The sequence below is a fragment of the Blautia sp. AF32-4BH genome, from assembly GCF_003460565.1.
Taxonomy (GTDB): Bacteria; Bacillota; Clostridia; order Lachnospirales; family Lachnospiraceae; genus Fusicatenibacter; species Fusicatenibacter saccharivorans.
Window position 1 is genome coordinate 51729 of the sequence record NZ_QTVL01000010.1, and the last position, 13973, is coordinate 65701.

The following is a 13973-nucleotide window of genomic DNA, read 5'->3' on the forward strand; positions in this document are numbered from 1 at the left end:
CAGTCTTTATTTCTCCTCTTTTTGGCGCTCTTTTGCGCTTTTTCGCATTTCGTATTTTTCCCAGATACCAGCATACAATATATTTCGCAGAATGTCTACATTTTCTAGGATCGGAAGTTTTTCAAATGCACGCGACGCTTCCGCCGTCATCATCAGCAGGATTTTTTCTGCGGTTTCCTCGAAGTCCGGCTGATCTGCGATGGACAGAAACGGGTTGTAGTTTCCGCTCTTTTTATCTTTTTCCACGTCATCAAGCGCATCCATCAGGTAAATGAATTTTCCGATGTAAAAGCCGACCTGGCGCAGATCATCGCTCCAGATGTCCTCCTCCGGAATATAGATCTCCGCCATCACCTCTCCGGTATAGCCCGCCGCAAGATCGAGGTCTGGATTGTTTTCCTTCTCGCATGCATGCAGCTTTTCGAGGTAATCCTGCACTGCTTTCGTCTGGCGCGGATACGATGCCTCGATGCGTGTCACAGATTTTTTCAAAGCCTTTGCCACTGTAAACGCCGCGTAGTTTTTCTCGTCCTCCCAGTCATCCAGCAGATTGTAATAGGCGAGCAGCACGTTCATGTCTGCGCAGTATTTTGTGTATTTGTTCCGCAGGCATTTATGTTTTTTGCCGGGATGAAGAAAGCAGTAATGCTCCTCTTCTTTTGTCTCACACTCATAAAGCCCGGTCAGCAGGATGGAAAGAAATGTCATATCAAACGTCAGCATCGCCTGACCCTTTTTTCCATACGCCTCTTTGATATCCTGACACAGACCGCAGTAGTATGCCTGATATTTGTTGTAATCTTTGACTTTCAGGTCATCCTTTCGGATGGTCACATAACCAAACATGAATCGCACTGCTCCTTTTTATCAGGTGTTTTTGATGAATTTTGTTCCGCATTTCGGGCAGCGGATCTCGATATGGCCTTTTCCTTTCGGTACACGCACCTGCTGATGGCAGGACGGGCAGCGGAAGTAGCAGTGCTCTTTATCCTTGAATGCACGGGTTCCGCCTCGGAAGAATCCGGCGACGCGGTTTTTCAGTTCCAGGAATTTCTGGTTTTCCGCATACCGTTTGGAATGGTTCTTGGACATGATGCGCACATCCGCCCAGACGATCAGGACGAGTGCCAGGGTGTAGATAAGGGAGCTCCGTACAACCGCTCCGAAAATCATCATGGCAACTGCCGCCCACATCATAAAATTGCCCAGCTGATCGATGCCGTAGCGGCCGTACATCAGGCGGGAAAGTTTTTCTTTCAGTTTATCCATTTTGTTCTCGTTTCTCCTTTTTCAAAGTATATGCCAATACTCTATCCCTTTTGAGGGAAAAAAGCAATCGAAAGCGCCATTAATTTTTTCTAAAGAATCCTTAAATTTTGCAGTGTCGCATTTTTCAAACACGCTCTGTTTTTTCCTGCAGACAGTTTTTCAATTTTTCATGGATGTTTCAAGGAAGCTGTGCTACACTATACCATGTATTTATTTTTTGATTGGAGAATCCCATCTATGAAACGACTCAAACAGATCGGCGCCCTTCTCGCCATCGCGGTCCTGATCGGATTCGGGCTTGGCGCCATGATTTTTGCGTTTATCGACACGCCGTTTGCACACAAGGCGCTGACAGTCTGCCTCTACTGTGCGATTACCGTACCAGTGCTCATCTATGCCATGATGCTGGTTGCCAAGGTTCTGTCGCACCGCGATGAGAACGACAAATCAGACAAAGGAGAAAAACAGTCATGATTGATACCATTATTTTTGATGTAGGCCGCGTACTCGTCAACTGGGACTACGAGTCCTATCTGAAACGCTTTGCTTTCGGTCCGGAAAAGACGAAAGCAATCGCCGCCGCAACCTTCGAAAGCCCTTACTGGCGCCAGTTCGACCGCGGAATTCTCACACCGGCGGAGATTGTAAAAGGATTCTGCTCCCTCGCCCCGGAATACACCGAAGAAATCAAAGAGGTTTTCGCCCACTGCGAGGAAACCATCACCCCGCTGCCGTATGCAGAAAGCTGGGTACGCTCCTTAAAAGAAAAAGGCTACCGCCTCTACATCCTCTCCAACTACTCCGGAGACCTCTTCGAGCGCACCAAAGAGAAAATGCCCTTTCTCCCCTACATGGACGGAACCCTCTTCTCCTACACCTGCCATTTAACAAAACCGGAACCGGAGATCTACCAGCACCTGATCCAGAAATTCTCCCTCACCCCGGACCGCTGCGTATTCCTCGATGACACCAAAGCAAACGTCGAGGCCGCAGAGCAGGCAGGGATTCATGGAATTCATTTTACGGGATATGAAGATGGCGTGGCACAGTTGAAAAAACTGGGCGTTCTTTAAAAAACAGGCTGCCGCATTCATGCGTCAGCCTGTTTTTTTAGTATTAACTTACGCTTTCGCCGCCTCTTCCATCAGCCGCAGCATCAGTCCGACGCTGCCGACGTTATATCCGGCATAAGCGCGTCCGCCGATGTTTCCCGGCAATGCGAGTATCAGCAGTGGGAGTTTTTCTGCGTCGATTCCCATTTTTTCGGCAATCGCCGGGGCGTCGTCGGATGGGTCGAGGTAGAGGGACATGTTGTGGATTGCTGCGCGGGCTTTCTGGAAAGTCGTGTTTTCCAGGTCGGCTTTCGTGCGGAGCACGGCTGCCATGGCAGCGTCTTTTGCGTTCCACTTCTCTGCGATTTCGATCAGCTCATTCAGAACATGCTCGGTCGGCTCCTCTCCGGTTCCGAGGAAGGCCAGAAGGATCGGGCCGTCTTTGGTGAGATCGTTCAGGGTATGCGCCTTTCCATCCAGATCCTCCAGCGTGATCTCCGGCAGTTCGATGTGCTCTAACAGCTCATCCAGCTCTTTTTTCACGGTTTCCAGATAAATCTCTTTTGCTTCTCCCGCCTTCAGTTCAAACACGCGGTATGCGGCATGCTGGTCACCGTTCGGCATACGCATACTTGTAATCAGACGATAGCAGCCCGGCTCCAGGGTCAGAGCCAGTGTTTTGCCATTGAATGCGGTTTCTTCGTAATTCAGCGTCTCAAACACTGTTCCGTTCCACTTTCCGATGGTCCACGTCTGATAATACTTCCATGCGCTTCCATCCTCCGCATTCAGTGTCAGAACCGCACTTTCCGTTTCATCCTTCAAAACAGCAGCTTCTGTTTCCACACTGTGGAATGCCCCATCACGGTAATACTCCGGCTCCAGGGTCACCGGATTCAGTCTTGCCGCTACATTGAGACTCCGGCAGATTGCCACAAACAGAATCTTCTGCGCCAGAGGACTTCCCTGTTTCATCGTAAGGACGCCGACCGGTGTTGCCATGATCGTGTCATACTCTTCTTCTGCATGGAAGGTAATATTCTTCTTAAGATAATCCAGAATCCGTTCCGGCTGCTCCGCAAAGCTGTGTTTTGTCTCTTCCTCAAAAAATCCGCGGATCACGCTCCGATATGGCGTCAGCTCCTCGAGGAAAATACGCGGGCAAAGAAGATCCTTCCTGAAAATCTCCTCCGGCAGATCCCCCTGCTCGCAGTCGAGATGATCCTCTAAAACGGATGCCTTCAAGTCCTTCGCATCCTTTAAAGCCAGCGAAAACAGCAGCTTCTTCCGGTTCGGATTTTCATCTTTGGAAAGGAATGTATAAACCTCCTCAAAATTCTCTCCTGCCCGGTGGAAAATCTCTTCCGCTTCCGGATACGCAGCAGCCTTTTTCTCATCAAAGCATGCTGCAAACCGTGCCTTCCGAAGCCGTTCCGCCTCTGCCATCCGTGCCGCATTTCGCTCCTTCTGCTCCTTTGTGGCAACGATATTCCGTACCGGCACTTCCTTCGGTGCCCGGATTTCCAGCGTCTGCCACCTGTCATCCGCTTCCGGAACCGCCTCTTCACGAAGCACCAGTTCCAGCGAATCCTCCTCCTCAATCCGCATCATGGCTTCCGCCCGGCGTATTCCGTCAAATGCCCGTACCCGGATATCGCCAAGGCCAAGTGTCATCCGAACTTCTCCGTCCGCATCCGCAATCATCACTGCAGCCGGGAAAAACTCTGCCATATTCAGGATTTCAACCGCAATATGCGCTCCTGCAGCCGGTTTTCCATTCTCATCCTTCACAAGAATCTTCACCAGCTTCGTTCTGCCATAAAAATCTGTATGGTTAAAGTAGTACAGCGCCCCTTCTTTTCCAAGATACTCCTCGTTACTCTCCTTTACATAATCCGAGAAGTTCCGCGTATGAATCAGAATTGCCCGATTCGCCGGACCGGAGAACCAGCCGGTATCCAGCACTTCTTCCGGCTCACAGGCGCCGAGGAAATGCCACTCGCCGTCCACAAACACCTCAACCCAGGCATGATTGTCATCACAGTGCGCCCATCTTGGTGTATAGACCTGCCGCGCCGCAATACCGACACTCCGATACGCCGTAACTGCAAACGTAGACTCCTCGCCGCAGCGTCCCTTTCCACTCCGATACATTGTCATCGGAGATGCCGTTCTGCCGTCCGTCGCCTCATACGTCGCATGCTCCGCACACCAGTAATTAATCTCCAGAATCGCCTCTAAAAGACTCATTCCGGCTACACGCCCCATAATCTGCTCATAAAAAAACGGTCTGCAGTCCGTAATGTCCTCGGAATTGATCCGGTCATACAGCACATAATTTACAAACACATCCTCCGGCAGCTCCTTACACCATGCCACCTTCTCCCGCAGCATCAGCGCATGCTTCACGTACGAAAGAAAAAGATCAAATCCATATTCTCCCGCATCCCTTACCGGCATCGTGCCATACAGAAACTTCATCAGCACAGCCTCTTCTTCACTGCACTGTTTCAATTTTTCTTCGATAACAGGCATCACCGGAGCCAGAAGCTCTCTCCGTCCCTCAAATTTTTCCGTTGCATATTTTTTCAAATTTTCTGAGATCATGATTCTATCTATCCCTTTCTCTTTTTTCCTATCCGTCTCCACAACGTACATCCGCCCACCGGCGGCAGACGCCATGCGAAAAAGGATTCCTTGCGATTTTTCAGGAACACCGGAGCGAGGAGCCTTTTCACATACCGGCTGTGGGTCACTACGCTACATATTTTTCTTTATAAATGAAAGTAATTCTCCGCTGGGATCGCATTTATACTCCCAGAACATAATGCCTCCCATACCCTTTTCTTTCAGGTACGCAATTTTCACACCCAGTGACTCGCAGTCCTCATAGCTGATAAATGTCTCCCCGTCAAACAGATACGGAACCTTCGCCTGCTCATCCCAATACCGGATAAATCCCCTCTTTCCGATCCAGCTCTCTTTGAGCTCGCCGTAGTCACCGCCATATCCTCCGACCGTCTCTGCTTCCATTCCAAGCCCGTTGCGGCATCCGGCGCCTTTTACTCCATCCCATTTTCTGGAATAAAACGGTACGCCAAGGATCAGCTTTTCCATTGGAACACCCGCATTTGCAAAGCCGTTCACTGCCTTCTCCACACATGCGTCAAACAGGTTTCCCTCACTGTGATACAGTGCCGCATGATGTCCCGTCACCTTCTGGAAACCGCCCTGCAGATCATACGTCATCAGCTGCACATAATCCAGATACCGGGAGGCCTCCTTCATATCTGTCTGCAGTGCAAAGTAAACATCTCCGCCGACTGCTGTCGTTACAAGCATGCCTTCTCTGTACGCGTCCAGTGTCTTCCGAAGCTCCGCCAGAAGCAGCGTATAATTCTCTTTATCCGATCTGTCCGACGCAATTCCTGCCAGCGATGTGCCCGGATACTCCCAGTCAATGTCAATACCGTCCAGACCATACTCCTTCACAATTACAAGTGCACTCGCAGCAAACCGCTCTCTTCCCTCTTTTGTTCTTGCAGCCTGGGAAAAGCCGTCTGCTCCCCAGCCTCCTACGGACAATACAATCTTCAGCTCCGGGTTGCTTTTCCGAATGGATACTATTCCATCCCGTGCATCCTTTGCATCCCATACAACTTCTCCGTCCCGGATCAGACCAAATGCAATATTGATCACGGTAAGTGCCCGCACATCCTCTTCTCGCATATGATTTAAATCCGCCGTATTTACATAGCCAATTATTCTCTTCATCTCATAAGCTCCTCTGTCCGAATCGTTTTACTCATTAAAGGTTACGACTTCCCCGTGTCCCAGATTGTAGGTGATCTCATCCTCAAGCTCTACCTTCACAACCGTTGCAAACGGATGAATACTCATCTCGCCGGCCCAGATCCAGAGTGTTCCCGGAATACCGCTCCATGGAAGGGAACCCGTATAGGAGAACCGAAGTTCTTCTCCCGTATGCAGAACCGTCACCCTTTTTACCGGCGTTTTAATGCCTTTCACGCACAGCGTCTCCTGCGGCTTATCATAGACAAAAAGATACATCGTCTTCTGATCCGCCGAAATCGTGCTTCCGCCGAGAAAATGATTGTAATCCAGTCCTTTTTCTGTTCCAAATACCGCTTCCTCGTGGTCATGAATCCATCCGCCAAGATCCAGCAGCACCTTCTCCTGACGTTCATCGAGCGTTCCGTCCTCTTTCGGTCCGATGTCCAGCAGCATTCTTCCGCCGAGGGTAATACAGTCGCAGAACATACGCACGATCTGGCCGCTGCTCTTGTAATCATTGTCCGATGGACGATATCCCCAGGAATCATTGATCGTCGTACAGAATTCCCACTCGCCTTTCGGTCCGTACAGCGGAATTCCCTGCTCCGGTGTCTCATAATCTCCGTAGCCCTGCATTCTCGAATTCAATACAACGTTCGGATTCAGCGTATGCAGATATTCCCTGAATTCCGGCATCTTCCACTGTGCCGCGCTCCGTTCCCAGTCACCATCAAACCATAAAAGATCCACCGTTCCGTAATTCGACATCAGTTCTTTTAACTGATGATTGTTGAATTCCAGAAACTCCTGCCATTTCTGCGGCTCCTCCTCTTTTCCGGCCGGGGAACCATAGATATCGTTCAAACAGTCTTCTTTTTTCATTCCTTCCGGGTAAACCGTGCGATACCGCGGATCCGACCAGTCGATCAGTGAATAATAAAGACCGACCTTCAGACCTGCCTCACGCATGGCAGCTGTATACTCTTTTACCAGGTCGCGCGCTGCCGGTGTTTTCTTCACAACACTTAAATCACTGTATCCGGTATCAAACAGTGCCACGCCGTCATGGTGCTTCGCTGTCATAACCACGTACTGCGCACCTGCTTTTTGAAACAGCTCCGCCCATTTTTTCGCATCAAACTTCGATGCTGTAAAGCCTTCACACTGTTTCATGTAATCTTCATAAGAAATATTTCCGTTGTGGAACGACCATGACTCTGACACATCACCCACCGCATAAATCCCATAATGGATAAAAATGCCCAGCTTCGCGTTCCGAAACCAGTCCTGCATCATCTCTTCCAGCTCCTCCTTTTTTTGTACTCCCGGATTAAAAGACTCCGGGCATAGCTTTTTTATCCGATCTAATTACCCCTTTATTGTTCCTTCCCATTATATCAGTTCTTGCCCAAAAAGAAAGGCATATTACCGTTTTACACTGTAATATGCCTTTTTTCACGCCACAGGAAATATCGTTACCTTTTCCTGTTTATTTCGCGATTTCCTCGATACCCTGAGTTGCTACCCAGTCCTCAAGTCCCAGAGAGTACATACCATCTACATAAGCCTGCCAGTCAGCATCGTTGTCAATGTCAAGCTCGCCGCATACGAACTGCGCCTGCTGCTGCTCAAAGAAATCTTTGATTGCTGTGTTCGTATCAGAGAAGGTATCAATTTTATCCAAGTCAATCCAGTAGGACGGAATAATTTCTTTGGTCAGATTTGCCTCATAAGCTTCCTCTGTTGCTTTTTTCTCATCATACATCGGATGCTCTTCTACAAACTCGAAGTCTACCGGCAGATATTTCGGCAGAGACTGCGGCCACAGATTGCCCCAGGAATATTTTTCCTGATCTTCCTCAGACAGTGTGGTGGTGTCAATCGCATGGTATCCGTCATCCTCTTTGTTTACAATCACACCAACCGGTCCTCTGTTGCAGCCGATGCCGTTCTCCAGTGCGAATGCATTGTCAAACCAGCGGCAGATGATTTCCGGATGCTCTGCCTTGTTTGTGATGACAGCCTGGGTTCTGTATACGCTGAAGCCTTCCGTATCGCGCAGCCAGATTCCGTCTTTGTCTGTGTTCAGAACAGGCATGGAGTCGAAATCGCCTCTTTCCTCTGCAGCCGGGATTCCGGTAAACTCGTTGCTTCCGTATGCGATGGAAACGCCGTACAGGTCCTGATTTCCTTTACCTTCCCATGTGGAGCTGTCCTGTGTGTAAAGCTCTACGTCTACGAGTCCTTCTGCATACAGTTTGTGGAACCAGGAAAGGAACTCACGGTATGTATCGCTGACACCGCCGTAAACAACCTTTTCATTCTGGATTGCAATACCAAGTTTGTTCATCGGAAGTCCGAAGTAACCGGCCATAGCCTCGATATGTTTGTTGTTCGGGTCGGTAGAGAACGGGATTTCATCGGAAGCGTCACCGTTGCCGTTTGCATCCTGCTCTTTGAAGGCTTTCAAGACTGCCTCAAACTCGTCTGTAGTGGTCGGCATGCTCATGCCAACATTCTCCAGCCATTTCGTATTGATGTATGGGCTGTATCCAACGGTTGTATCGGTACATACGTACGGAATTGTGTAGATGTGTCCGTCCGGTGCTGTCATTTTTTCTCTTACACCCGGCAGATCCAGGATCGCAGAAATGTTCGGGCAATATTTCTCAAAATAATCTTCCAGCGGAATGAATACGCCCTGGTTTACACCATAGGTGAGGATTGCATTATCGCTTAAGGTCCATCCGCCGATCACATCCGCGTAATCTCCGGAGTTCAGATCCAGATTCAGTCTCTCCGTTGCTGTTTCGTATGGATAAATTTTCAGGTCAACGTCTACATTGGTCTGTTTTTTGAACTCATCGAGCATGATAAACTCGCCGGATTCGCTGGAATCATCGCAGAAGATGGAGAAGGTGTAATCTCCCTCGTCTACCAGCGGAAGACCTTCCTGATACATAATGCCGTTTACTTTTCCGTCCTCATCCACGGTGTCGTTTGCTGCGGATGCTGCGGATGCTGCAGAAGCACTCTTTGCCGAGCTGCTTCCATTATCACTTCCACATCCGGTAAACATAGATGCCACCATTACTGCAGTTAAAACTGCTGCGACTGCTTTTCTTTTCATGATTTTTCCCTCCTGTGTTGTTCCGGCGGCATTTTCCCGCCGGAAGCGCTTTTGCCTGTCCGTTGTCCGGACTCTTTATTTACATACCGCCGTTTCCCGTGCGGCAGATAAATCGTTAAAAAAACTTCTTCTTGTAAATCAACCCTTCATGGATCCGATCATAACACCCTTTACAAAGTGCTTCTGCACCAGTGGGTACATAACCAGAACCGGGATACTGCTGATGATGATCAGCGAGTATTTCATAACGTCGATCAGCTGCTGTTTTTCCTGCAGTGCTGCTCTTGCTGCCGCAGTTGTTGCTGTCTGGGACAGCGCGGTCTGGTTCGTGATCAGGATGTTACGCAGAACCAGCTGCAACGGATACTTTGCTTTGTCCGAAATATAAACGAGTGCTGAGAAGTATGAGTTCCAGTGACCGACACCATAGTACAGAACCAGAATTGCGATGATCGCTTTGGAAAGCGGAAGTGCAATCTGGAAAAAGAATCTCGCCTGGGTGCAGCCGTCAATTTCAGCTGCCTCATACAGCTCTTCCGAAATGTTCGACTTGAAGAAGGTTCTTGCCACGATCATGTTGTATACGCTTAAGCATCCCGGAAGAATCAGTGCCCAGATCGTGTTCAGCATCTGCAGTCTCTGAATAACCAGATAGGTAGGGATCAGACCGCCGCCGAAGAACATGGTGATCAGGTAAAAAATGGTGATCGGTTTCTTTCCGGAGAAATTGCTTCTGGAAAGTGCATATGATGTCGGAAGCGTTACGATCAGGTTGACCATGACACCGCAGAAGGTGATGATCAGGGAGTTTAAAAAGCCTCTCATAACCTGGTCGTTTTTAAATACTTCTGCGTAGCCCTTCAGGGTAAATCCGATCGGGTGAAGCAGTACTTTACCACTCGATACGGCGCTTGGCGCACTGATGGATGAAATGATAACCCAGTACAGCGGATATGCCACAACAAACAGAACCAGCGTCAGGATAATGAAGCAGGCTGCGTCAAAAACGACGTCCTCTTTGCAGCGTTTTATTTTCTTTTTTGTCACTGCGGTATTTTCTTTACTCATGTTTTTGTTTCCTCCTACCACAGGCTGTTGCCCGAAAGTTTATCAGATATCGTATTGACAATGATCAGCATAACCATGTTTACGATGGTGTTGAACAGACCGATTGCTGAAGAATACGACATATCGTTGTTGATCAGACCGACCTTATAGACGTAGGTGGAAATGATCTCGGATACACTGGCATTCAGGTTGTTCTGCAGAAGGAAGGCTTTTTCAAAGCCGACGGAAAGAATGCTTCCGCAGTTCATAATCAGAAGAATGGTCGCGGTCGGCATGATCAGCGGAAGGTCGATGTGACGGATCAGCTGTAATTTCGTCGCGCCGTCTACCTTTGCCGCTTCATGCAGCTCCGGGCTGATGCCGGCGAGTGCTGCGAAGTAGATAACAGAGCTCCATCCTGTACTCTGCCATACGCCGGTCCACACATAAATGTGTCTCCAGTACGCTTTCTTCGCCATGAAGTTGACCGCCGGAATTCCGATTGCTTCCAGTACGTGGTTGATAACACCGACGGACGGAGACAGGAACAGAATGATCATACCGCACATAACTACGGTAGAAATGAAGTTCGGCGCGTAGGTGACGGTCTGGATCACTTTCCGGTATCTCTTATGGCGGAAGGAGTTCAGCATCAGTGCCAGGATGATCGGAATCGGGAATGATACGACCAGTCCGTACAGACTCAGGATCAACGTGTTCTTGATGGTGGATGCAAAGTATGGAGAGTTGAAGAATCTCTCAAAGTAGTACATGCCTACCCACGGGCTCTTAGTGATTCCGGCCGTCGCATTGAAGCGGCGGAACGCGATCTGTACACCATACATCGGAATGTAGCTGAAGATGAATGTCAGGATCACGCCCGGAACACAGAAAAGCCAAAGCGAGATGTCTCTCTTAAAGGCGCGGATGGTGCGGCCTTTTTTCTTTGCTTTTGTTGGTTTCTCTTTCATTTCTCTCTTGTCCTCCCTTTTAAAGGTTTCGTGTTTTCCTTGATTGGAGCATCCCTTGCCGTGAACATTTTGAACATTTTGCTTTCGCATCATCCTCGCATGCTGCTTCTTTTTTGTGCAACTGCCACAATCAAATCTGTGATTTAAGATTTATCCAACACTGTTTTGATGAATTTATTTTACATTTTGTTTCCTTATTTGTCAATTAATTTTTGAACACAAATATAATTTTGTTACTTTTACGCAATTTAAAGTGATGCTTTTTAAGCACTTTTCCTATAAATCCTCCTGTTTTTTCCTTTGTTTTTCTTTTTCCGGCGTCAGAGCGTACGATCCATTTATATTTTTATCCATTTTCTGCAAACCAAAAGAAGGAAACTATGTTTCTTTATTTTGTAATATAGTTTCCTTCTTTGTTCATTCTTATTATATTTTTATGTTTTTTTCGTCCGTTCTTACATTTCCGTCACGTTCCCGCTCCACCATTTCTCTGCTCCATCTTCAAGCATCAGCTCGTACTCATGGCAGATGACCTCTGGTTTTCCCGGAATCTGGACAAAATTCAGCTCCTCTTTTGTAAGATGGAACACAGCTTCTTTTTTCTCTCCCGGTGCAAGTGCAATTCTCGTAAAGGCTTTCAGCTCTTTGATTCTTGCTACAACACCGCCGGAACGTTTCCGTACATACAGGCACGGAACGGAAGTTCCGGCCATATTTCCGGTATTTTCCACGGTAAAGGAAACAGAAATACCATTTTCTTCCTTTGTTACGGAAACATCACTGCCGATAAACGTTGTGTAGGATCTTCCTTCTCCGAAGGTATGCAGCGGCTGGCTTGTCATATCACAGTACGCCGGGGCAACGGAAGTCCGATAATTGTAGCATACCGGGATCTGTCCCACGTGGCGTGGCATAGAAACCGGAAGACGGCCGGACGGATTGCTGCTTCCATAGAGAAGCTCAGCAACTGCCCTGCCTCCCATCGGTCCCGGGTAGAATGCATATAAAACGGCATCGGAAGCATTTTCGATCTTCTCGATACAGTATGCTCTTCCGGCAATTACAACCGTTACCAGTGGTTTGCCAAGGCGGGCAAGTGCTGCAATCAGTTCTTCCTGCGCGGCCGGAATGTGAACCTTCGCGGTGTCCATTCCCTCGCCGCAGTCCATCGAACGGCTGCCCGTTCCCTTCGAGGCTGCTCCGTTTGCATCGAACACAGCTCCTCCAAACCGTGAGGAGGAACCGCCGACAACGGCCACGATCACATCGCTTTCTTCTGCAAGTGCCATCGCTTTTGCTTTTTCATGCTCATCCGCCTCGGAAAAACCGGACCCCATCGCATAAGAGACTTTCACGCCATCCGGTGCTTCCTGCTTCATGCCCTGCAGAACCGTGACGCACTCGCTTTCCGGCACCGGCGGAGTATAATCGCCGAGCATACAGTAACGGTCTGCCGCATGGTAGCCGATCACTGCTACTTTTTTATATTTCTTTGCAAGCGGAAGCACCGTCTTTTCATTTTTCAGAAGCACAGCAGACTCCCGCGCCAGTGCAAGAGATACCTCCGGGATGCCGGCTTCTTCCGGGGAAAGCATGTTTTCTTCCATATAAGGATGCTCGAACAGACCTTTTTCAAATTTCAGTTTCAGAACGCGGAGCACCGCCTCATCGATCTGGCTCTCCTCCAGAAGTCCCTGATCAACCGCCTCACCGAGACGGCCAAAGGCTTCATCCCACAGGCTCACATCAACACCGGCCTTTCTTGCCGCAACGGCTGCATGCAGCGTATCCCCCTCTGTGTTTTTCAGGAAATCGACAGCCAGTCCGTCTGCCATCACAATGCCGTCAAAGCCCATCTCACCGCGCAGTACATCGCGAAGCAGCCATGCATTTCTGTGGCAGTACACGCCGTCGATCTCGTTATACGCCGCCATGATTCCTTCCACACCGGCTTCGCAGCACGCTTTTGCAGACGGAAAATGGATTTCACGCAGCTCACGCTCCCCGATTCTCGCCGCACTCGCATTCACACCTCCGGTCGTCTCGCCCTGGGCGCAGAAATGTTTTGCCACGCTGCCGACGCCGGTCGACTGCATGCCGGTCACGGCTGCTTTTGCCATTGCGGCTGCAAGGCATGGGTCCTCAGAGTAGCACTCTTCACTTCTTCCCCATCTCGGATCACGCGCCATATCAAGTGCCGACATCAGCGCCAGCTCCACATGACCGCTCTTTAACTGCTTTCCGCATGCCTTGTAGCCTTCCGAAAGAAGCGCCGGATCAAACGTTGCTCCGGCAGCCAGGTTGACCGGAAGCAGACCTCCTCCGAGTGCCTGATGGCCATGGGGGCACTCGCTGCTCATCATCATCGGAATGCCGAGGCGGGAATGTTCCATGACGTAGTGCTGTACCATATTGTAGGCTTTCGCGGAGAGTTCCGGCACGATTCCGGTCTTCTCGTCCTTATCTGCCCACGGGTCGGCACGGTACAGGCCGTACAGAACCCCCAGTCCGCCCATGCGCTCTACTTCTTCTTTGAATTCGTCGGTCAGGGTAAATTCCTCTCCCTGCCGCTCATAGATCCGGAATCCGTACAGACGCTGATTGAGCTGTCCCACTTTTTCCTTTAATGTCATCCTTCCCAGAAGATCCTTTGCTCTCTCTTCCGGTGAAAGGGCTGTATTCTGATATGCTTCCATCTGATTTTCCTCC

General features: G+C 49.4%; 11 protein-coding genes. 2 read left to right on the top strand and 9 right to left on the bottom strand.

Annotation, left to right across the window (positions count from 1 at the left end):
- Positions 1 to 6 precede the first annotated feature (6 nt).
- Together DWZ44_RS12815 and DWZ44_RS12820 are read right to left on the bottom strand one after the other, a co-directional pair.
- Entirely contained in the window at positions 7 to 846 is an 840-nt protein-coding gene (locus DWZ44_RS12815; protein WP_022463183.1) for a DUF5685 family protein, read from the bottom strand.
- Positions 847 to 867: 21 nt separating this feature from the next.
- Positions 868 to 1269: a hypothetical protein gene (locus DWZ44_RS12820; protein WP_117805015.1), complete on the bottom strand. Its 402-nt coding sequence runs from the start codon at positions 1267 to 1269 to the stop codon at positions 868 to 870.
- A 237-nt stretch (positions 1270 to 1506) separates the two neighbouring features.
- Here DWZ44_RS12820 and DWZ44_RS12825 point away from each other — a divergent pair, with 237 nt between their 5' ends.
- Together DWZ44_RS12825 and DWZ44_RS12830 are read left to right on the top strand one after the other, a co-directional pair.
- The gene (locus DWZ44_RS12825) at positions 1507 to 1743 is read left to right on the top strand and encodes a hypothetical protein (protein ID WP_022463181.1); all 237 of its coding nucleotides are present in this window, start codon (positions 1507 to 1509) and stop codon (positions 1741 to 1743) included.
- Entirely contained in the window at positions 1740 to 2342 is a 603-nt protein-coding gene (locus DWZ44_RS12830; protein WP_117510262.1) for an HAD family hydrolase, read from the top strand. The genes DWZ44_RS12825 and DWZ44_RS12830 overlap by 4 nt, the downstream gene beginning before the upstream one ends.
- Before the next feature lie 48 nt (positions 2343 to 2390).
- Here DWZ44_RS12830 and DWZ44_RS12835 read toward each other — a convergent pair whose 3' ends face one another.
- The 7 genes from DWZ44_RS12835 to DWZ44_RS12865 all read right to left on the bottom strand — a co-directional run bounded on the left by DWZ44_RS12835 (position 2391) and on the right by DWZ44_RS12865 (position 13960).
- Positions 2391 to 4928 (bottom strand): transglutaminase domain-containing protein, encoded by a 2538-nt coding sequence (locus DWZ44_RS12835; protein ID WP_117805034.1) that lies wholly within the window; start codon positions 4926 to 4928, stop codon positions 2391 to 2393.
- A 153-nt stretch (positions 4929 to 5081) separates the two neighbouring features.
- Positions 5082 to 6095 (bottom strand): glycoside hydrolase family 18 protein, encoded by a 1014-nt coding sequence (locus DWZ44_RS12840; protein ID WP_117805016.1) that lies wholly within the window; start codon positions 6093 to 6095, stop codon positions 5082 to 5084.
- Between the two features lie 27 nt (positions 6096 to 6122).
- Positions 6123 to 7475 carry an alpha-L-fucosidase gene (locus DWZ44_RS12845; RefSeq protein WP_330411474.1) on the bottom strand — a complete coding sequence of 451 codons (1353 nt, stop codon included), beginning with the start codon at positions 7473 to 7475 and terminating at the stop codon, positions 6123 to 6125.
- Positions 7476 to 7605: 130 nt separating this feature from the next.
- On the bottom strand, positions 7606 to 9246 hold the full coding sequence (locus tag DWZ44_RS12850) for an extracellular solute-binding protein (protein WP_055264780.1): 1641 nt from the start codon (positions 9244 to 9246) through the stop codon (positions 7606 to 7608).
- Positions 9247 to 9384: 138 nt separating this feature from the next.
- The gene (locus DWZ44_RS12855; protein WP_022463175.1) at positions 9385 to 10314 is read right to left on the bottom strand and encodes a carbohydrate ABC transporter permease; all 930 of its coding nucleotides are present in this window, start codon (positions 10312 to 10314) and stop codon (positions 9385 to 9387) included.
- Between the two features lie 14 nt (positions 10315 to 10328).
- Complete coding sequence (locus DWZ44_RS12860; protein ID WP_022463174.1) at positions 10329 to 11264, bottom strand: ABC transporter permease; 936 nt, start codon at positions 11262 to 11264, stop codon at positions 10329 to 10331.
- 455 nt (positions 11265 to 11719) lie between these two features.
- A complete protein-coding gene (locus DWZ44_RS12865; RefSeq protein WP_147342482.1) occupies positions 11720 to 13960 on the bottom strand; it encodes a glycoside hydrolase family 3 N-terminal domain-containing protein in 2241 nt (746 codons plus the stop codon).
- Between the last annotated feature and the right edge of the window lie 13 nt (positions 13961 to 13973).